This window comes from Streptomyces sp. NPDC026301 (assembly GCF_055567935.1).
In genome coordinates this window covers 103,800-125,716 of sequence record NZ_JBVHPN010000018.1, presented here as the reverse complement: position 1 = coordinate 125,716, position 21,917 = coordinate 103,800, and the positions used below count along the sequence as shown (strand labels likewise).

The 21,917-nt window shown below is 71.4% G+C and carries 17 protein-coding genes; 9 read left to right on the top strand and 8 right to left on the bottom strand.

What is annotated here, in order from left to right:
• The first annotated feature begins 97 nt into the window (after positions 1-97).
• A complete protein-coding gene (locus ACZ4MH_RS27880) occupies positions 98-649 on the top strand; it encodes an AAA family ATPase (protein WP_351586268.1) in 552 nt (183 codons plus the stop codon).
• Here the strand turns inward: ACZ4MH_RS27880 and ACZ4MH_RS27875 are convergent, their stop codons facing one another.
• The gene (locus ACZ4MH_RS27875) at positions 650-3,976 is read right to left on the bottom strand and encodes an AfsR/SARP family transcriptional regulator (protein WP_351586270.1); all 3,327 of its coding nucleotides are present in this window, start codon (positions 3,974-3,976) and stop codon (positions 650-652) included. It lies immediately after the preceding gene.
• A 153-nt stretch (positions 3,977-4,129) separates the two neighbouring features.
• On the opposite strand from ACZ4MH_RS27875, the gene ACZ4MH_RS27870 reads away from it, so the two are divergent.
• From ACZ4MH_RS27870 to ACZ4MH_RS27855, 4 genes are all read left to right on the top strand, one after another.
• Entirely contained in the window at positions 4,130-4,738 is a 609-nt protein-coding gene (locus ACZ4MH_RS27870; RefSeq protein WP_351586272.1) for an NADPH-dependent FMN reductase, read from the top strand.
• Between the two features lie 8 nt (positions 4,739-4,746).
• Positions 4,747-5,517 carry a thioesterase II family protein gene (locus ACZ4MH_RS27865; RefSeq protein WP_351586274.1) on the top strand — a complete coding sequence of 257 codons (771 nt, stop codon included), beginning with the start codon at positions 4,747-4,749 and terminating at the stop codon, positions 5,515-5,517.
• Positions 5,518-5,552: 35 nt separating this feature from the next.
• On the top strand, positions 5,553-7,919 hold the full coding sequence (locus ACZ4MH_RS27860) for a BTAD domain-containing putative transcriptional regulator (protein ID WP_351586276.1): 2,367 nt from the start codon (positions 5,553-5,555) through the stop codon (positions 7,917-7,919).
• A gap of 75 nt (positions 7,920-7,994) precedes the next feature.
• Positions 7,995-8,552, top strand: coding sequence for a hypothetical protein (locus ACZ4MH_RS27855; protein WP_351586278.1), 558 nt, complete (start codon positions 7,995-7,997; stop codon positions 8,550-8,552).
• 22 nt (positions 8,553-8,574) lie between these two features.
• Here the strand turns inward: ACZ4MH_RS27855 and ACZ4MH_RS27850 are convergent, their stop codons facing one another.
• Together ACZ4MH_RS27850 and ACZ4MH_RS27845 are read right to left on the bottom strand one after the other, a co-directional pair.
• Entirely contained in the window at positions 8,575-10,884 is a 2,310-nt protein-coding gene (locus ACZ4MH_RS27850) for a BTAD domain-containing putative transcriptional regulator (protein WP_351586280.1), read from the bottom strand.
• Positions 10,885-10,985: 101 nt separating this feature from the next.
• Positions 10,986-12,587 (bottom strand): aspartate aminotransferase family protein, encoded by a 1,602-nt coding sequence (locus ACZ4MH_RS27845; protein ID WP_351586282.1) that lies wholly within the window; start codon positions 12,585-12,587, stop codon positions 10,986-10,988.
• Positions 12,588-12,779: 192 nt separating this feature from the next.
• Between ACZ4MH_RS27845 and ACZ4MH_RS27840 the strand changes: the two genes are divergently transcribed.
• Entirely contained in the window at positions 12,780-13,325 is a 546-nt protein-coding gene (locus ACZ4MH_RS27840; RefSeq protein ID WP_351586284.1) for a flavin reductase family protein, read from the top strand.
• An 80-nt stretch (positions 13,326-13,405) separates the two neighbouring features.
• Here the strand turns inward: ACZ4MH_RS27840 and ACZ4MH_RS27835 are convergent, their stop codons facing one another.
• From ACZ4MH_RS27835 to ACZ4MH_RS27815, 5 genes are all read right to left on the bottom strand, one after another.
• Entirely contained in the window at positions 13,406-14,581 is a 1,176-nt protein-coding gene (locus tag ACZ4MH_RS27835; protein ID WP_351586286.1) for an acyl-CoA dehydrogenase family protein, read from the bottom strand.
• A gap of 79 nt (positions 14,582-14,660) precedes the next feature.
• A complete protein-coding gene (locus ACZ4MH_RS27830) occupies positions 14,661-15,080 on the bottom strand; it encodes a YybH family protein (protein WP_351586288.1) in 420 nt (139 codons plus the stop codon).
• Positions 15,081-15,156: 76 nt separating this feature from the next.
• Positions 15,157-16,575 (bottom strand): flavin monoamine oxidase family protein, encoded by a 1,419-nt coding sequence (locus tag ACZ4MH_RS27825; protein WP_351586290.1) that lies wholly within the window; start codon positions 16,573-16,575, stop codon positions 15,157-15,159.
• 125 nt (positions 16,576-16,700) lie between these two features.
• Positions 16,701-17,081: a YybH family protein gene (locus ACZ4MH_RS27820; RefSeq protein ID WP_351586292.1), complete on the bottom strand. Its 381-nt coding sequence runs from the start codon at positions 17,079-17,081 to the stop codon at positions 16,701-16,703.
• 245 nt (positions 17,082-17,326) lie between these two features.
• Positions 17,327-17,908, bottom strand: coding sequence for a maleylpyruvate isomerase N-terminal domain-containing protein (locus ACZ4MH_RS27815; RefSeq protein WP_351586294.1), 582 nt, complete (start codon positions 17,906-17,908; stop codon positions 17,327-17,329).
• Between the two features lie 225 nt (positions 17,909-18,133).
• Here ACZ4MH_RS27815 and ACZ4MH_RS27810 point away from each other — a divergent pair, with 225 nt between their 5' ends.
• From ACZ4MH_RS27810 to ACZ4MH_RS27800, 3 genes are all read left to right on the top strand, one after another.
• Positions 18,134-19,309, top strand: a complete 1,176-nt coding sequence (locus tag ACZ4MH_RS27810) for an acyl-CoA dehydrogenase family protein (protein WP_351586296.1) — start codon at positions 18,134-18,136, stop codon at positions 19,307-19,309.
• Between the two features lie 56 nt (positions 19,310-19,365).
• Positions 19,366-20,253 carry an NAD(P)-dependent oxidoreductase gene (locus ACZ4MH_RS27805; protein WP_351586298.1) on the top strand — a complete coding sequence of 296 codons (888 nt, stop codon included), beginning with the start codon at positions 19,366-19,368 and terminating at the stop codon, positions 20,251-20,253.
• Positions 20,254-20,360: 107 nt separating this feature from the next.
• Positions 20,361-21,770 carry a flavin monoamine oxidase family protein gene (locus tag ACZ4MH_RS27800; protein ID WP_351586300.1) on the top strand — a complete coding sequence of 470 codons (1,410 nt, stop codon included), beginning with the start codon at positions 20,361-20,363 and terminating at the stop codon, positions 21,768-21,770.
• The last annotated feature ends 147 nt before the right edge of the window (positions 21,771-21,917 follow it).

Sequence of the window (21,917 nt, the reverse complement as noted above, 5' to 3'; positions counted from 1 at the left end):
GCTGCGGACGAGCTGGAGAACGGCGATATCCGGCGGGCGCCTGTTTGTGACGTGTTCGGCACCGGTCTGTGGTCCGCGTACCGCTAGCGTCGGGCCCATGATCGTATGGCTCAACGGCGCCCATGGCGCAGGCAAGACGACGACCAGTGCACTCGTGCAGCAGCTGATCCCGGATTCACGGGTGTTCGACGCCGAGAAGGTCGGCGAGACACTCATGGACATCACGCCAGGGCTGCCCGAGACGGACAACTTCCAGCACTGGCCGCCCTGGCGGCCGCTCGTCGTCGAGACCGCCCGACGCGTACTCGACTACACCGGTGGCACACTGGTGATGCCCATGACCGTGCTGGTCGAGCAGTACTGGCGCGAGATCAGCTCGGGCCTTGCCCAGCACGGCATTCCGGTACGGCACTTCGTCCTCCACGCCGACCAGGACTCCCTCCGCCGGCGGATCGCGGGCGACACCGTTCTTGGCCCCGACTCTCCGTTCCGTCTCCAATACCTTGAGCCCTACGCCGAGGCGGCCCGGTCATGGCTGCACGGCGAGGCCGAGGTCGTCGACACCACGCACCTCACGCCCGCCCAGGCCGCTCTGCGGATCGCGGAGGGTGTCGCCCGTCCGGAGAAGTCGCGTTGCTCTGCGGAGTGATCAGGCGTGGGGGTGGCCGGCCGATTCCAGGGTTGCCTGGGTTTCGTAGGGCGTTTGCTTGCCGTGGGTGAACTCGTGGGTGAAGGAAGGCTCGTCGAGTGCGGTGCGTACGCGCTCGGAGATTCGCTCCACGTCGCCCCGTTCGGCGGGCGGGTGGGGAGCGCCGGTCCGCTTTCTGGTGGCCGCGGCGGTGCCGAGGAGGCGGGCGGCGCGCTCGGGGTGGCCGGCCAGGGAGTGGGCGCCCGCGAGACCTTCGAGGGCCAGGGCGACCGAGCGGGGGTCCTTGGTCGTCAGGGCCGCGGCGAGACCGTCGCGGTGGTGGGCGAGGGCGCGCTCGGCGTCGCCGCGGTGTTCCGCGATGAAGCCCAGCTCGGCCAGGACCAGGGCGAGTCCGGGGGCGTCCCCGCGTCTGCGGTTCCACGCGAGCCAAGGGCGCAGCCACGCTTCGGCGGTGTCGTGGCGGCCCTGGCGCCTGGCACCGAGCGCGAGGCCGAGCGCCGCGAACTGCTCGGCGGGCTGGTCGCCCTGCTCGACCGCCAGGCGCAGGGCACGGGTGTGCAGGTCCTCCGCCTCCTCGTAACGACGCCTGAGAAGCGCGACCCTGCCGAGTCCGGACAGTTTGGCGCTCACCTCGCGCCACAACTCCAACGTCTCGGCGGTGCGCAGGCTTTCGCGCTGCAGCTGGGTCGCACGGTCGTAGTCGCCGTTGATCTCGGCCAGCCGGCTGAGCATCTCGCTCGTCTTCAACCGGCCCCAGTTGTCGCCCAGTTCGGCGAACTGGGTACGTGCCTCCAAGGCGTTGTCACGCAGTACCTCCAGGTCGCCGCGGGCCAGGGCGAACGCGGCGCGGGTGGTGAGCGCGGCGGCGGTTCCCCACACGTCGCGCAGGGCGCGGAACTCGCGCAGGACCCGCTCCACGCGCTGCTCGCCGTCGGCCAGTGCTCCCACGGTCCACTGCGCGTAGGCCAGGAACCAGTCGGCTCTGGCCCGGTCGATGCTCTTCTCGTCGGCCGGGTCGTCGTGCTCCGAGCTGTGTACGCCGATCCGGCCGGTCGCGTCGCCGTCCGGGTCGGTCACGTCACCACCCGAGCCGGTGGCGTCGCCCGGACCGTCGCCCTCCCTCTTCCCCTCCACCCCCAGCAACAACGTCATCCCCCGGTGCCACATCCCCGCCTCGTCCCGCTCGGCAGATGAGGCGCTGCCCGCCGTCGTCAGTGCCGTTGCCAGCATTCTGCGGGCCTCGCCCAGGCGGCCGCGTACGAACCAGTACCAGGCCAGGGCGTTGGTCAGGCGCAGGGCGAGGCTCGCCGCGCCGGTGCGGAGGGCCTCGTCCACGGCGCGCTGCACATTGGCCGCCTCCACGTCCAGGGTCAGGAACCAGCCGCGCTGCTCGCGTCCGTACAGGTACGGCCGGGCCAGCTCGGCGAGGTGGACGCACTGGTGCAGATGCCGGGCGGCCGTCTCGTCGTACTCGTGCGACTCGGTCAGCTTCTCGCGCGCGTAGGCCGCGACGGATTCGAGCAGTCGGTAGCGTACGCCGGAGGGGCCCTCGGTCCTGAGGGCGAAGGAGCGTTCCACCAGCACACTCAGTACGTCCAGGACATCGGCGCGGGTCACGTCACCGCCCGCGCACACCTCTTCGGCGGCCTCCAGGCAGCACCCCTCGGCGAAGACGGACAGCCTGCGCAGCACCGTCTGCTCGCGGGTCTCCAGCAGGCTCCAGCTCCAGTCGAGGGTGGCCTGCAGCGTCCGGTGGCGCGAAGGGGCGTCGCGGTAACCGCTGTTGAGTACCCGGAAGCGGTCGTCGAGGCGGTCGTGCAGCTCTCTGACACCCAGGCTTCTGACCCGGGTGGCGGCCAGTTCCAGGGCGAGCGGGATGCCGTCCAGGCGCCGGCACACATCGGCGACCAGGGGCGCGGTGGTGACGTCGAGGACGAAGTCCGGGTCGGCGGCGGTGGCCCGTTCCACGAAGAGCCGCACGGCGCCGGAGGCCGCCACCGCGTCGGGTCCGCGCTGGCCCGGGGCGGGGAGGGAGAGGGGGGCGACCACATGGATCACTTCGGCGGCGGTACGCAGTGGCTCCTGGCTGGTCGTCAGAATGTGCAGGTCGGGGGCCTTGCTCAGCAGGAGTCCCGCCAGGTGCACCACCGGCTCGACGACATGCTCGCAGTTGTCCAGGACCAGAAGCAGGTGCCGGGTGGCCAGCGCGGCGGCCAGGCGTCCCGCCGGCCCGGCGTTGCCGTCGTCCGCCGAGCTCTCGCGGATGCCGAGCGTGGCCATCACGTGCTCGGCGACCGACTCCGTGCTCGCCCCGCGCTGCGGGCCGCCGATGCCCGCCAGCTCCACCAGCCAGGCGCCGTCGGGAAACGCCGTGGAGAGGCTGTCGGCCGTGGCGACGGCCAGGCGCGTCTTCCCGACGCCGCCGGGGCCGGTGAGCGTGACGAGGCGCTGCCGGGACAGCAGGGTGCGGATCCTCTCCACGTCCGCGTCGCGGCCCACCAGGGGAGAGAGGGGCGCACCCGGGGCCGGCCGTGCGGGGACAGCCGTCATCGCCTGTGCGGGGGGTGCGGGCCGGGCCAGTTCCGGGTCGTGGCGGAGGATGGCGCGCTGCAGCGTCTCAAGGGCCGGGCTGGGGACGAGCCCCAGCTCGTCACCGAGCCGACGGCGCAGGTCCGTGAAGCAGTCCAGCGCCTCGGACGGGCGTCCCGCCTGGTACAGGGCGCGCATCAGCGCGGCGCGCAGCCCCTCCCGCAGCGGGTACGTGTCCACCAGGCCGGTCAGTTCGCCGATCAGAAGGCTGTGTTCCCCCAGTTCCAGCCGGGTCTCGGCGTGTTCCTCCATGGCGATGAGCCGGTCTTCCTCCAGGCTCGTGGCGGCCGGCCGTACGTAGGGCTGGTCGGCGAACTCGGCGAACGCGGGTCCGCGCCACAGCGCCAGCGCGTCGGTGAACAGCGCCGCCCGCGCGCGGGGATTCCCGGTCGCGCGGGCCCGGGCCACGAGGGTGCGGAAGCGGCCGGAGTCCAGCGTGTCGGCCGTGACCTCCAGGGCGTAGCCGGGGGCCCGGTGGGTGACCAGGTCGCGGCCACCGGCCTCGGCGTCCTCCAAGGCGCGCCGCAACTGGGAGACCTTCGCCTGCAGCGAGGCCGTGGGCCTGGCCGTGAACGTCGAACCGCCCCAGAGGTCCTCGATGAGCCGGTCCGCCGGCACCACCTGCCCGTGGTGGGCGAGCAGGTCGGCGAGGAGCGTACGGACCTTGACCTCGGGGACGCGCACCGGCCTGCGCTCGTCCGTCCACACCTCCAGTGGTCCCAGCACCCCGAATCGCATGTGATCAGCGTAACTCGGCCACTTCGCGGCGGAATCGGTGGCGAGTACGACATCGGGCCCGCACTCCGAAGCCCGTCCGAAGCGAATCCGAAGCGGCATGGGCCAGTCTTCCCCGAGCAAGCCGGCAAAGGAGCAGGGTGGGAAGGCGGCGAGGTGGCCGAGAGCGAGCGGCTGCGGTTGGCGATCATCATCGGCAGTATCCGGAAGGGGAGGTTCGGGCCCGTCGCGGCGGAGTGGTTCGCCTCGCGTGCCCGGCTGCGGCAGGACTTCGACGTGGACGTCATCGACCTCGCCACGGCCTGGCTGCCGGATGTGATGTCCGCCGACCCCACGGCCCCGAAACCGCAGGCGGTCAAGGACCTGGCGCCCTGGCTGGCCGCGGCCGACGCATACGTGGTGGTGACACCCGAGTACAACCAGACGTTTCCGGCGTCACTGAAGAACGCGATCGACTGGTACGACGAGGAATGGCACGCCAAGCCCGTGGGATTCCTCTCCTACGGCGGGGCCTCGGCCGGCCTGTGCGCGGTCGCCCATCTGCGCCAGGTGTTCAGCGAGGTGCACGCCGTCACGGTCCGCGAGACCGTCAGCTTCCACAACTACTGGGAGCGGCTCGCCCCGGACGGCCTGCCCCGCGGCGCGGCGGAGTGGAACGAACCCGCCCGGCGGATGCTCGACCGGATCGGCTGGTGGGGCCGTGCGCTGCGCCGAGCCAGGGCTGAAGACAAGTACGAAGCACCGCAGTCGGACAGACAGGAGTGAAGGACGCCATGGACGGCCAGTGGTTCCGACGGTTCGGCACGCCCGAGCCGGACGCGGTCAGGCTGATCTGCTTCCCGCACGCGGGAGGTTCGGCGAGCGCGTACGGCCCGCTGTCCCGGCTGCTGCCGCCGCACCTGGAGGTGCGGGCGGTGCAGTACCCGGGACGCCAGGACCGCAGGCTCGAGCCGCCCGTGGACGGTATCCGGGAACTCGCCGCTGCCATTGCCGAACGGCTGCCGGCCGACGACGACCGGCCCTGGGCGTTCTTCGGGCACAGCATGGGGGCGCTGCTCGCGTACGAGACCACGCGGGTCCTTCAGGAGCGGCAGGCTCCGGCCCCGGTCCGGCTCTTTCTCTCCGGACGCGGCGCGCCGGCCCTCCGGGCGGACCCGCACGACGCCCCGCCGGACGACGAGGCGATCCTGACGGCCGTACGCCGGCTCGGCGGCACCGGTGCCCAGCTGCTCGACGACCCCGAACTGGTCGCGATGGTGCTGCCCGCGCTGCGCGCCGACTACCGGGCCCTCGCCGCGTACTCCTGGACGCCCGGGGCGCCGCTGGACGTGCCGATCACAGTGCTGTGCGGCGCCGACGACCCGGTGGTCGCCGTTCCGGACGCGGCCGGCTGGCGGGCACAGACCCGGGCGGGGGCCGAGGTGCGGGTCTTCTCCGGCGGTCATTTCTATCTGGACCAGCACCTCGGCGAGGTGGCCGAGGTGATTGTGCGCGGGGTGCGTTCCGCAGTCGCCGGTCGGGTGGGCAATGGCGCCCGGGCATGAGGGAACGTGGCCGCTCAGTGAACGGGGGGTAGGACATGGAATTCAGAGTGCTGGGGCCGTTGGAAGTGGACCAGGGCGGACGAGGCCTGGCGTTGGGGGGATTCAAGCAGCGCGCGGTGCTCGGCTTACTGTTGCTGAGGGCCAACCAGGTGATCGCCACCAGTGAGCTGCTCGGTGCCCTGTGGCCCGAGGAGTCCCGGCCGGTGACGGCCCGGAAGATCGTGCAGAACGCGGTGTGGGGGCTGCGGGCACTGCTGCCGGACCCCGACGGCACGGAGCCGTCCGGCGGCGTCGTCCGGCCGGAGCTGCTCACCCGGCCGCCGGGTTACGTTCTCCGGGTCGACCCGGAGCGGCTCGACGCGTCCCGCTTCGACCGCAAGGTCGCGGCGGGCCGGGCGCGGCTCGCGGCCGGTGAACCGGCGAAGGCCGCCGCGCTGCTGGGCGACGCGCTCGGCGAGTGGCGCGGCTCCGCGCTGTCGGATCTGGTGGAACAGGGCGTCGAGTGGCCCGAGTTGACCGCACTGCAGCAGTTGCGCCTGGACGCGATGGAGGACCGCTTCGAGGCCGAACTGGCCTGCGGCCGTCACCACGCGGTCCTCGGCGAGCTGAGCTCCTTCGCGGAGGGCGAGCCGCTGCGTGAGCGGCTGTGCGGTCAGTTGATGCTCGCCCTGTACCGCTGCGGCCGGCAGGCCGAGGCGCTGGGCGTGTTCAGCAAAGTGCGGCTCGCGCTCGTCGAGGAGTACGGACTGGAGCCGTCCGCCGATCTGCGGGCGCTGCAGCAGCGCATCCTGCGGCACGACCAGACGCTCGCGACGCCCACCGGCGGTTGGAGCGATGAGCAGGGCGCCGAAGTCCCGCGCGCCCGACCCGCCGTTGTGACCGGCCCGGATGCGGACGCCGCGCCCCGGGCCGGCCACGGCCTGTCCGCGGCGGGCGGGCCGCCCGAGCACGCCGTCGCGGACACACCGACCGCGGCGCCCCTGGAGCGGACCCGGCCCCTCCCGCAGGAGCCGGCCACCGCGGTACGGGGGCCGCAGGACCCGGCGGTCGGCGGCGGCCCGGGCTCGGTCACCGAGCGCCGCCATGTGTGCGTCCTGGTCGTCCGCACCGAATCCGGCGGCGCTGCCGGGCCGGTCGCGCCCGAGCAGCTCGACACCTCCTTGCACGACACGGTCACCGTGCTCGCCGAGAGCGTCGAGGCCCACGGCGGTACCTTGGTCGGCTCGATGGGCGGGCTGTCCGCGGCCGTGTTCGGGCTGCGCGCCGACCCGGGCGAGGCACCACTGAACGCGGTACGGGCGGCCTTCCAGGCGCGCGAACGCCTGGCACACCGGTCGGGCACCGTGCTGCGGGCCGTGGTGACCGAGGGGACGGCGATCGTCCGGCACGAACCGCACGACCCGACCGCCGCGATCTTCGTGGTGGGCACACTGCTGGACCGGGCACACGGCCTGCTCGCCGCCGTCCCCGCCGGAGAGGTGTACGTCAGCGACGACGTGGCCCGCGACACCGACGACTGGGTCCAGTACAGCCAGGTCGTGCGCGGACCGGAGCCGGTGACCGACATCCGCCAGGCGCACGCCCTGCGTCCGCGCGGCGCGGTCGTGCGCGGTGTCGACGCCCCGCACGGACGCGAGCGCGAACTGGCCGTCCTGGACAGCCTCCTCGAGTACTCGGGGCACCACGAGGTCCCCTGCCTGCTGACCGTGCTGGGCGAGCGGGGCGTCGGCAAGACGCGCTTGGTGGCGCAGTTCGAGCGCCGGGTCGCCCGGGACTCGGACGAGGTGCGCGTGGTACGCCCGCGGGCGCTGAAGGGCGGTCCGGACGCCGCGGGCATGGCCGCGGCTCTCCTCGACGCCTGGGGCACGCCGCAGGGCGCCCCGGCCCTGGGCCCACCGGAGCACCGGCTCAGAGCGCTGGTGAGCGACCTCGCGGCATCCGAAGCCGATGAGGCACGGTTGCTGCGCATGCTGGTTCCCCCGCCGGGACTGCCGGGCCCGGCCCGGCCCGGTGACGTCCTTGCGGCCTGGCGGGAGCTGATCGAACGTACGGCACAGAGGCAGCCGCTGGTCCTGTGCCTCGACGACCTCCATCTGGCCGACGACGACGTACTGGACTGGGTGGCGGAACTCTCCTCGGGCACCGGCAGGACCGCGCTGCTCGTCGTGGCCTGCGGCCACCCCGAGCTGCTGCGGCGGCGGCCGTTGTGGGGGAGTGGCAGGCAGCACGGTGGCACGCTGACGCTCTCGCGGCTCCGTGAGCCCGTCCCGCTGCCACGGCGGATGGCGCCGGTCGCCGGGGCCAAGCGGTACGGGGAACGGGGCGTGAGCCGCGGACCGGCCGTACGGCGGGCACGGCGCGGTACGGGCGCTTACGACCGCGAGCGGAGGGGCGCGTCGTGACGCACGCCCGGGTGATGACCGTCGGATGGAAGCGTGAATGAGCGTGGCGTGTGCGGGACTTGGTGTGCTTCGTCCATGGAAGACAGCATCGCCAGGGAAGACAGGCTCGCCAGGGAAGACGGGCTCGCCATGGAACAGGACGCCTCGCTCGCGGTCTTCGTCGGGCGGCAGTTCGCCGCGGCCCTCCACGAGGGGCTGCGGCGGGCCCAGCTGCCGCAGCGCGCCGGGCCACGCCCGGTTCCCGAACGCCCGGCGGCCCCCCGTATGACGCGTGGGGGCGCGCTGCTCGCCGAGCACGCGCACACGATCCTGGCCCGCTTCGACGAGGGCCTGGCGACCGTGCCGGATCTGGACGGTCCGGCACGGGCCACGCTGCGGGCCGGGCTCGCGGTGTGGGCGCGACAGGTGATCGACTCGGTCACCCGGCCCGGGCGGACCGCCCGGCCGGCCCGCTACAGGACCGTGGGCCCGGCGCACCGGCCCACGGCCCGTCCGCATGTCCTCGCGGTGTCCCTGCTGATCGAATCGGCGGTGATCGCCCTGCCGGGCGACGCCCCGGCCACTCCGGAGGCCCTCCGCACCCTGGCCCGCGCGGTACGGACCCCCGGCCTGGGCCTCCCCGGAGGGGCCTAGGCCGCGTCCGAAAGACGCGCCCTCAGGCGACCTCGGGCTCCTGGACCGGCGGCAGCAGGGATTCGAGGAGACGGTCCAGGGCGTCGCCGGGCGCGGGGGTGACGCTGAGGGACATGGTGCGCGGGCGGCCGGTCGCCCAACCGGGGCGCCGGTCCAGCAGTCCGGGGTCCGCACCGACGATGCTGAGCAGCGGCACGCCCGCGTGCGAGGTGGTGAGCCGCTCCACCGCGTCCAGCAGCGCATCGTCGGCGTGCTGCAGGTCGTCCCAGATCACCACCAGCGGCTGCTCCCGCGCCGCCCCTGCCAGGAACGTCCCCCACGCCGCGAGGACGTCCCGCTGGGCCTGGGGGGTGTGCAGGGGCGGGGGAGCGGAGAGGGTCGGCGCCAGCGCCGCGAACACGGCCCGTCTGGTCCGTGCGTCGTCCTCGATCCGTTCGAGCGTCTCCCGCAGCCGGTCGGGGCCGTGGTGGGCGGGGTGCGCGGGATCGATTCCGCAGTACGCGGCGAGACCCGCCGCCGGAACGGCCGGCGGCCGGCCCGCAGCGGGCGGCCGGACCGTGCCGGCGAGCACGCGCACCTGCCCGCCGAAGTCCCGCTCGACCCGGCGCTGGAACTCCATCAGAAGCCGCGTCTTGCCCCGGCCGGAGGCGTCGACGAGCGTGATGAGGTGGGAGGTGGCGCGCTCCCGTGTGCGCAGCAGCAGGTGCTGCATCAGGTCCAGTTCGCTCTCGTGGGCCGATGGCCCGGTCTCGGGGCGGGGCGTCGCGCCGGTCGGCTCCTCGGTCACGGCGTGCAGCTCCCAGGGGGCGAACGCCGAGGCGCAGGCGTGCCGGAAGGTGGCGCTCCGCTCGGCCAGCCGGCGCGTTGTGTCGCAGACATGGATCTCACCGGCCTGCACATGCCCCAGCATCGTCCGGCAGGTGTCGACGATCGCTCCGCCCACCCACAGCGGTGTCGCGCCCCTGTCGGGCTGACGCCGCACGACGGCCTCGCCGGTGGTGACGGCCGCATGCAGGGTCAGCCCCCGGACCGCGGACTGCGGGGGTGCCAGGGTGCCGGTCGGGATGCTGAGGCTTTCGCGTACGGCCGCGGCGGCGCGCACCGCCCCCGCGGCGTCACCGGAGCGTTCCGTATCGCCGGTGAACACCGCGAGCAGCAGCGATCCGAGTATCGAGGCGACCCGGCCGCCGTGCAGCTCCGTCTTCTCCTTGGCGAGCTGGGTCAGGGCGTCGAGGACCTGGTCACCGTCCTCGGGAGGCAGACCGCTCAGCTCGTCGCCGAGGCCGAAGCGGAACATCACCACGCTCGCGGTGCGGGCCGCCGCGCCCGTGTGCGGGCCTTCGTCCGTACCGGCCGGCGGCTGCCGGGGCTCTTCCGCAGCGGCGGTCCGGGGCCCTTCGGCATGCGCGGACCCGGGCGCTTCCGTACGGGCGGACCCGGGCGCTTCCGTACGGGCGGACCCGGGCTCTTCGGCACGGGGCCGGGCGGCCTCGGCCACCGAAAGGGAGGCGAGGGCCGTCGTATCGCGGGCCGGGGTGTCCAGAGCCGGGTCGTGGGTGAGGATCGCCTGATGCAGTCGGCGCAGCTCCCGGCCCGGTTCCAGCCCGAGGCCCTCCACGAGCGCGGCGCGCACCCGCCCGAAGACCGCCAGCGCCTCGGCCTGCCGCCCGCACCGGTACAACGCCAGCATCAGCTGCCCCGCGGCGCGTTCCCGCAGCGGCTCGGCCTCCACGAGGGCCTTCAGTTTGCCCAGGACCAGCTGGTGCCGGCCGCAGGCGAGGGCCGCCTCGAAGTGGTCCTCCATGACGTCGTGCCGCCGGTTCTGCACCGCGGTCAGTTCCGGCCAGCAGGTGCCCTCCTCCACCAGGTCGGCGAGCACGGGCCCGCGCCACAGGGAGAGTGCCTCGTGGAGGGTCTGCCAGGCGAGCTGCGGATCACCGGCGGCCAGCGCCGCCCGCCCGGCCGCCACCCCCTGCTGGTAGACGAGCAGGTCGACCCGCTGTGCCGGTACCCGGAGCAGGTAGCCGGGGGCCCGGGTCAGCAGCTGCGGGGCGTGCTCGGACAGCGGCGGCCGGGACAGGACGCCGCGCAGCTTCCAGATGGCGTTCTGCAGGATCTTCCGCGCGCTCACGGGCGGGTCGTCGCCCGCCCAGAGCGCCGAAAGCAGCTGACTGGTGGACACCACCTGGTTGGCGTGCAGCAGAAGGAACGACAGCGCCGCGCGCTGCCGCCGTCCCCCCAGGTCCACCAGGTCCTCTCCGTTCTCGATCTCCAACGGTCCCAGCAATCGGAACTGCATGAACTTCCCCCGTTCTTCGTTCTCGTGCGGCATGACCGATGGTCCGCGCGTCGGCAGCACCGGCCCCCGCCACTGCCCCGGCCCCCGTTGGCACGCGGGCCGGCGAGAGGTGTCATGCGGACCCGATGGATCAATCAGTCGCCGGAGGAGGCGAGTACCTCACCCGCCCCTTTACGCAACAGTGTGCACACATCTCGCAATCCTCCGCCCAAACGTTCGATGTCCGCATTCGTGACATCGATCGACGGCTCGAACCGCAGCGTGTTCAGCGCGCTGGCCGTCGGGAACGTCCGCACCCGGTGCCGACGCAGCAGGTGACCGGCCAGGAAGTAGCCGAACAGGCCGCTGCCCGCGAGCTCCCGGAGCTCCGGCGAGGAGGCGTCGGACTGGTCGTGGAACTCCAGGCCGAGCATGAGCCCTTGCCCCCGTACCTCCTTGACCACGTCCGGGAAGTCCGCGTGCACCGCGTCCAGTTCGGCGCGCAGCTTCTCGCCCCGCTCCTCCGCCCGGCGGTACGCTCGCCCGCCGTCCCGCTCCAGGATCTCCAGGACCTTGAGCGCGATATGACAGGAGAAGCTGTCCTTCGCGAAGGTCGAGCTGTGCACGATTTCGAACTCTCGGCGATAGCGGGCCTTCCGTACCAGCATGACCGAGGTTTTTGCGATGCCGCCGCCGAGCGTCTTGGCGAGGGTGTAGTAGTCACCGCGCAGTCCGAGTCGCGAACTGGCGAGTAGCATTCCGGTCCGGCCCATTCCGCTTTGAATCTCGTCGACGACGACCGGGCAGTCGACCTCCGCGCAGAACTCCTGGATCTCCTGGGCGAATTCGGGGGTCAGGACGTGAATTCCGCCCTCGCCCTGAATCGGCTCGACCAGAAAGGCACAGAAAACCGGAAGCTCGCGCTCGGTCACCGTGATCTCGCCGTCGGTGACGGCCAGGCCGAGGAGGACCCGGCGCTCCTCGGTGTGGATTTCCTTGAGCACCTCCGGCCTGCCGTGCGGCACAAATCGGGCCTGTGCGGCCAGCGATTTGAACGGCAGTCGGTAGCCTTCGTTGTGGGTCAGCTGTACGCTTCCGGCGAGCTTTCCGTGGAAGCCCCCCTCAAGGGCCAGGAAAAGCGGAGGAGTCGCGGCGCTCTCCTCGTTGAGCCGCCTGATCTCCGCTTCCAGGAGGTCGAGGACATCGTTGTCGTCGGCCGGGCGCGCGAGTCCGAGCCGGGCGGGCGTCCGGCCCGGGACGGTGGCGGCCCTGGTGGCCACGGCTTCCCGCGCCACGCCGAACCCGGCTTCGATGTCGGCGAGCAGGTCGGAGATCCGCATGCCGCGGTCCAGCTCAGCGTGTTTGACGGCGGCCTCCACCGCCTCCGCTCCGCTGTTCCCGAAGATGGCGAAATAGGGCTCGTCGACGTCGAGCTCTCGGTGGATGATGCGGTTCAGCTCGGCCGCCAGGTCGTTGGCGTAGGGGTGGCGGGAGAACTGGGCGTGTACCGGGGTCTGCTCGGCCAGCAGTTCCCGCGCGCGCTCGATGATCTCCGGATGGTTGTGGCCGAGCAGCACCGATCCGTATCCGCCGGCGAAGTCGGTGACCGGAACTTCCGTACCGTCGGCATGCTGCTGGTAGAGCGTGTTTCCCTCGGCCCGGACGTATTCGACGGCGAGTCCCGCGGCGCCGAGTACCTGGCGCAGATAGGGCTCGGCAAGCTCGGCCGTTCCGGATGTGGCAGCGATCTCATTCATGTTTACAGCGTCCGGGGGCCCGGTCAATCGCCGGTCACTGAGGGGTCATTGCGTGCCGGTCGGGGCAGATGGCGGGATGGTTACCCGGGCATGGGAGAACCGCGAAGCGGCATGGGTACGTTGAAGCCGCCGGCTGCCCTTTTCACGCGGACGGCCCAGACGTGACCGGTGTGACCAATCGGAGAGAGTTGCATGAATTCCGCGTCCGCTGAACTCGATTACGCCGCCGTGCGTTCCGGTACGGAACCGGTGGCGCCCGACCGGCTGCGCGGGGCGATGTCCCGCTTCGCCACCGGAGTCACGGTGCTCACCGTGGGCGGGGAGCACCTCCACGCCATGACGGCGAACGCCTTCTGCTCCGTCTCGCTGGAACCACCGTCCGTGCTGTGCAGCGTGGGCCACAGCGCGGTGATGCACACGGCCCTGACCAAGGCGGGGCGCTTCGCGGTGAACATACTCGGGGCCCACCAGGAAGAGCTGGCCCGCCATTTCGCCGACAAGGACCGTACGCTGGGCGCCGCACAGTTCGAGAGCGTCGGCTGGCGCGCGGGCGACCACACGGGTGCGCCGCTGCTCGGTGGCGCGGTGGCCTGGCTGGAGTGCGAGCTGACCGAGTCGCACGTCTTTGGTGACCACACGATCTTCATCGGTACAGTGCTCGGGGCCGGCCAGGGAACGCGGGAGGACGAGCTGCTGTTCGTCAACGGCCGCTTCGGAAAGCCGACCGCCGCCTCCTGAGGCGGCGCATCGCGAGCGAGCACGAAGCCCGGGCCGTCACCGACGGCCCGGGCTTCGCTGCTCAGCGCGCTCGGAGGAGATCAGAGGAAGTACGTGCCCGGCTCCAGGCCGGCCAGGACCCGTCCCTGGACCTCCAGGTTGGCATTGAGCTGCACCAGCGCATGCAGCGAAAACCCCTGGATGTCGCGGTGGAAGCGCTGCAGGTCCACATCGCGCCGGATGACCGAGCCACCGCTCGCGGAGAACAGCAGCTCCACCGCCTCCTTGGCCAGCTGCGCGGCGTACGCCGTTTGGCCGCGAACCACGGCCTTCTCGGCGTCGGTGGGCTGCTCACCGGCATCGGCCGCGGTCTGGAGGACCTCCAGCCAGCGGCCGGCGAGTGCCTCGGCCGCATCGATCTTGTTGGCCGCCGTGGCCACCTGCTGCTGGGTGAGCGGGTGCAGGCGCTGGTCGGTCCACTCCGTGTACGTGATGCCGCGGCCGGGCAGCCGCTCCAGGAAGAGTTCGTACGCACCGCGGGCGATGCCCACGAACGCCGCCGCGACACCGGAGAGCACGTACCCGAGCAGGCCGTAATTGCGCCCCGTCGCACCCGTGTTGGAGCGTTCCCCCGTCGCGCTGACCATGGCCTCTTCCAGGGCCACCACGCGATGCGCGGGTACGAAGACATCCGTGGCGGTCGTGGTGACACTGCCGGTGCCCGAGCCGGCGGAGACGTCCCAGTCGTCGGCGAGGCTCAGCTCGGCGGTGGGCACCAGGGCGACCAGTTCCTCACTGGTCCCGTCCGGGTGCTCGACCATGGCGGCCAGCAGGTCCCAATCAGCGCCCCGGCAGCCGGAGTTGAACCGCCAGGTTCCATTGAGCCGGTAGCCGCCGTCGACGGGGACGAGCGTACCGGTGGGCGCGAACACGATGGACACCCGTGTGCTGCCGCCCGTGAAGACCCCTTCCTGGGCCCGGTCGGGATACAACGAGGCGGCCCAGGTGCTGGTCAGCCAGACCATGGTCAGCCAGCCGGTGGACGGGCAGCCGCGGGCGACCTCCGCGATCACCTTGAACTGTCCGGCCGCGTCGAGGTCGAGGCCCCCGTGGGCCCGCGGCACGGCCGCGCGGAACACCCCCGCCTTCTCCAGCAGATCCAGGTTCTCCTGGGGGATCCACCGGTTCTCCTCCGCGCCCGCGCCGTTGCGGCGCAGGGTGGGCACGATGTCCCGTACGGCGTCCAGTACGGACGCCAGTTCTTCCTGTGTGGCCACTGTTGCTCCTCGCTCGACCTGCGGATGGCACCTACGGCATGACGGGACCCCCTGGCGGGCCAGGGGGTCCCGTCGCGTACTAGTCGGCGACCAGTCCCGTCGCGGCGACCGGCCGGTCGATGGCCATCAGCCAGCGGCCGTCGGCGGTGCGCCGCAGCACGTCGGTGCAGTTGCCTTCCAGGCGGACCGGCTCACCGTCGGGGCCGGTGGAGTCGATGCGGTAGTCGACGCCGATCAGCGCCACGTCACCGGCGACGTAGGAATGCGTGACGGTCGCCTTCAGGGTGGGCTTGGCCGCCAGGAAGTCCTTGAAGAACTTCAGCCGGGCGGCGCCCGTCAGGGGCTCGCCGGAGAAGTTCGAGATCGAGTCCTCCAGGTAGAGACGGTTGAACAGCTCGCCGTCACCCGAGTTGAACACCTGGATGAAGATCTCGTTCTGGGTATCGGTGTCATCGGTGAGATCGGGGCGTTCCGGGTCGAAGTCGACGGTGAAGGACATGAGTGTGCCGTTCCCTTCCGGTGGTTGAATGGCCGAAGCCGAGGTGAGGTGCGCGAGGCGCGGACGGACGTGCGGCCTATGCCTCGCCGGCTGCCTGCCTGGCGGCGCGCAGACCCGATTCGATGGCGCCGTCGATGAAGCCGCTCCAGCCGTTGGCGATGTCACCGCTGGCGAAGGAGAGCCGGCCCTTGGGCTCGGTCACGTCCGGGTAGAGCGTGGTGAGCTGGCCCGGCCTGCGGAACGCCCAGCCGCCGCGCGCATAAGGATCCCGGCCCCAGTCGTGCGCCTTGACGCCGATGACGTCGAGGTCCACCCCGAGCTTCTGCACCGCGCTCTTGACCTGCGCGGTGCTGGCCGGGTCGAGGGTCGGGTCGGTACTGAAGGCGATGTACAGCATGCCCTCGGAGGTTTCCTTGAAGGGCAGCAGCATGGGGATCGGCGAGCCGCCCTCGGCGCCCTGGCCGTAGAACCGGCCCGCTCCCTTGCGGGCGTGGATCCACAGCTTGACCGCGTTCTTCACGGCGATGCCCTGGTCCGACGCGGCCGTCAGGGCAGGGGGCAAGGAGGGCGAGAACTTGAGGGTGGACCAGGCGTTGGCCGGGATCGCGACGACGACCTTCGCGGCGCTGTACTTCCTGCCCGCCTTGGTGGTGACGTAGACCGTGGCGCCGGTGTCGGCGACGGAGGCGACCGGTGTGCTCAGCCGGACGGTCGGCCTCGTCTCGTCGATCATCGCCTGGAGCAGGGCGTGGGTGCCCTTGGCTATGCGGTAGCGCTGGGTGTCGTTCCAGCCCGCGTTGGACCAGCCGGCCAGTGCCCACCACTGCGCGAACATGGTGAACGCACCCATGTCGCTCGTGCCGCCGGAGTACACCGCGGTCTGCCCGTTGATGAGCAGCTCTTCCTCGGGTGTGAGGGAGAGCTGATTCAGCCGGTCGCGGAGCGTCAGCTTGTCCAGGCTCTGCAGCAGATCCGCGCGGTACAGCGGCTCGTACGGCTTCGCGAAGTACTCCCGGGACCCGTCGTACATCCGGTCGAAAATGGCGCCGATGCGGCCGAATCCGTCGTCCGGCGTGAACTCCTTCGGCCCGCTCGGCGTCGGCAAGAACGCCCGCTCGATCGGCTGGTCCTCCTCCAGCGCCAGCGAATAACGCTTGAGTTCGGCGCCGAGGTGCGGCTGGGTCGCCTCGACCCAGGTGCCGCCGCGCTCCACCAACTGCCCGGCGTACGTGTCCGTCCAGGTGCGCCCGCCGATCCGGTCGCGGGCCTCCAGGACGAGCACGCGCTTGCCGCGGGCCCGCAGCTCGCGGGCCGCCGTGAGGCCGGCGAAGCCCGCGCCGATGACGATGACGTCCCAGTCGGTGCTCTCCTCGGCCGGACTCGCACCCGACGCGACACTGGCGAGGGCGCCGGCCGCGGGCACCGCGACGGCCGCCGCTCCCGCCGCCCTGAGGAGTGTGCGGCGTGACGGCCGCCGGTGACTATTGGGCTTCATGATCGGACTGTTCCCCCGTGTACTCACTGCCGTCCCGCATCGCGGAACGGTCCCGTCTTTCTGATCTTCTTGCTGATGGGACTGTTGTTCCTCTGTGCCGCCGCGGACGTACCGCCGCGGACGGATCAGCTCTGCTGCCCGTACGGGTCGTCGATCGCGTACCGCCATATCCGGTCCTCGCCCCGGGTCAGCACATCGACGCCGATCCCTTCCAGGCGCTCGGGTGCGCCGTCGTCGTCGACGGACTCGATCACCCAGTCGACGATCATCAGGGCGGTGTCTCCGGTGACGAACGACTGCCGCGGCGTAGCCGTCATCTTCGGCCGGCGGGCCAGGAAGGCCCGCTGATATTCCTTGCGGGCGTTGCCGGTGAGCGGCTTGCCCGGCTCCCATACGGCGACGGCGTCCGCGGTGTAGAAACCGTCGACCGTGTCGAAGTCGCCGGCGTTGAACGCCTCGACATACTGCGAGGTGTGCTTTTCCAGATCCGCGTCGAGCTGCGACATGGTGGTATCTGCCTGCCTTCTTCAGGAGGGGCTCGGCGTCTGCTGCGGGAGTGACGCCTGTGCATTCCGTGGCCCGACACTATGGGGCCCGGTTCAACGTCCCGCCCATGTCGCGGTAATGAGTTGATCTCTCCGACCGGTGCGCCACGGGAGGCCGTGAATTCTCCCGTTATGCAAAATGCCGCCGGCGACTCCCGGAGGAGTCGCCGGCGGCACATCGGACCGTCGCGGATCGCGTCATTCCGTCATCGGACGCGGCCGTCCCACTGCCATCCCGCACGGCGCGGCAGGCCGGGGAGTTCAAGGCGGCCCGTACACCACAGCAGGGTCTCGGCGGGCCCGTGTCCGGCGGGGGCGTCGGGGAAGAGGCGCTCGACCACGGGGGCGGCCAGCTCGTCCGACGGTACGTAGTCGACACCGACGGCGCGCCCGATGTCCCGGCCGTGTACGACCAGTTCAAGGATGCCCATGGCGGCGAAACCGGCGGCGTCGGAGTGTCCGTACGGGTGCCAGGCGCGGACCTCGGGCGGGGTGTCGCGGACCGTGCCGGCCAGCAGCGTGCCGGCGATCCGGAGGCCTTCGAGGGCGGCCGGAACGGGAGCGTGCTCGTCGATCGAGGAGAACAGCGTGATGTAGCGGTCGGTGGGCCGGGCGATGAGCAGACCCGCGTATCCCACGACGCCGAGCGCGATGTGCGAAAGGGTTTCCCGGCAGTCCCAGTCCAGCTCGCCGGCCTTTTGGCGCCAGTCCTGGTGCGCGCCCTTTTCCAGTGCCGCGGTGGTGTCTTCGGTCGCGGTCCTTACGAGGTCAGGCCATGAAAGTGTCATGCAGGGGATGGTGTCATACGCCACCGCCCGGGTCGCCGCCGTTCATTTCCGAGTAACTGCGCGGTAATTGCGCAGGTCAATTGGGTGGCGCGGGTGATGACCGGGCAATGGGCAAAGTCTTACTGAGTTCTGCCCGGCATTCAGTAATGTTCCCGGTGCCCTGAGAGTGCTGTGCTTTCGCGCCTCTCGACCGGCAAGAAGGAACCGCACTATCGAGGAGCCGGAATGGCCACGAACGACGACCTGGCAGCCGTACTGGATGCCGTGCGCAGCATCGTCCCGACCCTCCGCGAGAACGGCCGCGCGGGGGAGGAGAGGGGCTGGCTCTTGGACGAGAGCATCGAACTCCTCGAAAAGGCCGGGGTGTTCCGCATGGCCGTGCCCCGGCGGTTCGGCGGCCTCGACCTGCCCCTCGCCGACCAGACGAAGGTCATCACCGAGATCGGCCGCGGCTGCCCGGCCGCCGCATGGGTGACCATGGTGTGGGTGACGAGCACCTGGACCGCCACGCTCTACCCGGACAAGGCCCAGGAGGAGATCTTCGCCGACGGCTCGGTCAAGATCTCCAGCGCCTTCGCGCCGACCGGCATCGCGACCCCCACGGACGGCGGCTACCTCCTCAACGGCAGCTGGAAGTTCAACACCGGCTGCAAGGGCGCCGACTGGGACTTCACGGCCGCGATGGTGGAGAACCCGGACGGCAGCCAGGGCGAGATCATGGCCGTCGTCCCGATGAGCGACCTGAAGGTGGTCGACGACTGGGACGTCTCAGCGGGCGCCGGCACCGGCAGCGCCACCGCGGTCGCCGAGAACGTCTTCGTACCGGCGCACCACGCGGTGTCCTTCGAGGAAGTGATGGTCAGCGCGACCGGGGACCGCTCCAACACCGGTGCCACCGGACGCAATTACGGGCTGCTCAGCTTTGTCATGGCCGAGTGCGCCGCGGTGTTCATCGGCATCGCGCGCGGTGCGTACGAACTGTTCCTCGACCGGCTGCCCGGCCGCGGGATCACGTACACCGACTGGACCGACCAGAAGCTGCACCCGCTGACGCAGATACAGGTCGCCACCGCGGCCAACAAGATCGACGCCGCCGAGGCCCTGTCCGAGCGCTGGCTGACGCTGCTTCAGGAGCGGGCCGACGCCGGGGTGCAGCCGACCGACGCGGAGAAGGCGATCGTGCGCGGCCAGACCGCGTTCGCCGCCCAGCTGTCCAAGGAGGCGGTGGAGATCCTCTTCAACGCCAGCGGGGGATCGGTCATCCGGCGCGATGTCCATCTGCAGCGCTTCCACCGCGACATCCAGGGCTTTTCCCTGCACGCCCTCGCCCAGGTCGACGTGAATCTGGAGCTGCAGGGCCGGGTCCTGCTCGGCATGGAGCCGGGGACCGTCTTTCTCTGAGCCGGCCGGGCTCAGCACCTTTCTTTTCCGTACGACGTGCAATGGAGGACTTTTTCATGGGTGACAACCGCAACGCGGTGACGGTCATCGGCCTCGGCCTGATGGGACAGGCGCTGGCCGCCACGTTCCTCAAGGCAGGCCACAGGACGACCGTATGGAACCGCTCGGCGGACAAGGCCGGCAAGCTCGTCGCGGACGGCGCGGTCCTGGCCGCCACGCCGGCCGAGGCGGTCGCCGCGAGCGAGCTCGTGGTCGTCTGCGTGTCGACGTACGACGTGGTCCACGACGTCATCGGCTCGCTCGGCGACGGCCTGCGCGGCAAGGTCGTGGTCAACCTGACCAGCGGCTCCTCCGACCAGGCCCGGCAGACCGCCGAGTGGGCGCGGAAGCACGGCGCCCAGTACCTCGACGGCGCCATCATGATCACGCCGCCCGGTATCGGCGCCGAGACCTCCGTGCTCTTCTACGCCGGCGACAAGGGCGTCTTCGACGCCCACGAGCCCGTCCTGAAGCAGCTCGGCGGCGGCACCACCTACCTCGGCACCGACCATGGCAAGCCTTCGCTGTTCGACGTCTCGCTGCTCGGTCTGATGTGGGGCACCCTGAACAGCTTCCTGCACGGTGTCGCGGTGGTGGAGACCGCCGGCGTCAAGGCGGAGGAGTTCCTGCCCTGGGCGCACATGTGGCTCGATGCCATCAAGATGTTCACGGCCGACTACGCCGCCCAGATCGACGCGGGTGACGGCAAGTTCCCCGCCAACGACGCCACCCTTGAGACGCACCTGGCCGCGCTCAAGCACCTCGTCCACGAGAGCGAGGCGATCGGCGTCGACGCCGAACTGCCCAAGTACTCCGAGGCGCTGATGGAGCGCATCGTCGCGCAGGGGCACGCCAAGAACAGCTACGCCAGCGTGATCAAGGCTTTCCGCAAGCCTGCCGAGTAAGGCGTTCGGTCACCCCTGACCAGGGGCCGGTTCTGCACCCCCGGCAGACCGGCCCCTTCCGCTTGCCCGGCCATTTCGCCGAGGCGCACCTTTCAAAGGAGATTCGTGTGCACGACCAAGACGGCAAGCGGCCCGGCCGCACCGATCGAAGAACGCTGCTCAAGGCCGCGGGTGCGGCGGCGCTCACCGCCGGTCTGAGCACGGCCGCGAGCGGGCCCGCCGCGGCCGACGACCGGCCCTGGGACGCCATCGTCATCGGCGCCGGTTACGCGGGCGGCACCGTTGCCCGCGAGCTGAGCGCACGCGGCCTGTCCGTCCTGGTCCTGGAGGCCCGCGACCGGATCGGCGGGCGCATCAGGACCGAGACGTTCGCCGGCGAGCGCATCGAGCTGGGTGGTGGCTGGTTCGGCCCCGGACAGGACCTCGTCGCCCGGGAACTGACCCGTTACTCGCTCACCACCAGCGAGGACGTGCACGCCACCCGCATGGTCATGCCGACCGCCGGCGGTTACCGCAGCCACGCCCCGGAGGAGGCCCTCGGGCGGCTCGGCACCTTGTTCGCGGAGTTCTACGCCGGTTCCGACAGGTACTTCGAGCGGCCCTACGAACCGCTGTACCGCACGGACCTCCTGAAGAGCGTCGACCCCCTGTCGCTGGCCGACCGCATCGCCCAGCTCGCGCTGTCCCCGGAGGACCACGACTGGGTGAGCGGTGCCACCTCGGTCTTCGCGGGTGGCAACCGCGTCGGCGCACTGACCGGACTGGCCCAGTGGTACCAGCTCGCCGGCGGCACGTACGACGGGTTCCTCTCGGTGATGAGCCTGAAGCCCGAGGGCGGCATGCTCGCGGTCCTGGAGCGGATGTTCCGCGACGCCGGGGCGACGGTCCGGCTCAACTCGCCGGTCACCGCGGTCCGCGAGAGCGGCGGCCTCACCCGCGTCGAGGTGAGCGGCGGCCGGGTCTACAAAGCGCCGGTGGTCGTGGTCGCGACGCCGGTCAACCTCTGGCGCACGATCACCTTCGCGCCCGGGCTGCCCAAGGCGCACGCGGACGCCGCTCGCGAGGGCATCGGCGTACCGCACGCCACCAAGCTGTGGCTGCACGTGCGCGGTACCTCCGAGCCGGTGTACGCGCAGGCTCCGGAGGGCGCCCCGATCCTGCTGATGCTGCCGCAGGCGGAACTCCCCGACGGCCGCCTCTTCGTCGCCTTCACCGGGCCCGCGCTCGATGTGTCGGACCCGGCGGCGGTACGGGCGGCGGTGCGCGAGCTCGTACCGGAGGCCACGGTCGTCGATCACCGGGCCATGGAGTGGAACAAGGACCGGTACGCGCGCGGCGGCTGGGGCCTGCGGCGGCCCGGCCAGCTCCTGCGCCAGCTGCCGGCGATCCAGGAGCCGCACGGCCGGATCGTCTTCGCGGGCGGCGACATCGCCGGCGGCTGGCACGGTGCCTTCGTGGAGGGAGCCCTGGAGTCGGGCTTCCGGGCCGCGGAGCAGGCCGCCGCCCTCCTCGGCTGACCGGCCCCGAGCACTTCCGGCACGCCATTACCGGGCGTTTCTCATTCGTTCCACAGCCCGGTAATGGCGTGCTCTCTTTCTTTTTCGCGAGCCCGATTACCGGCCTCGGGCCCGATTACCGGCCCGAGGCCGGACGCTGAGATGCGG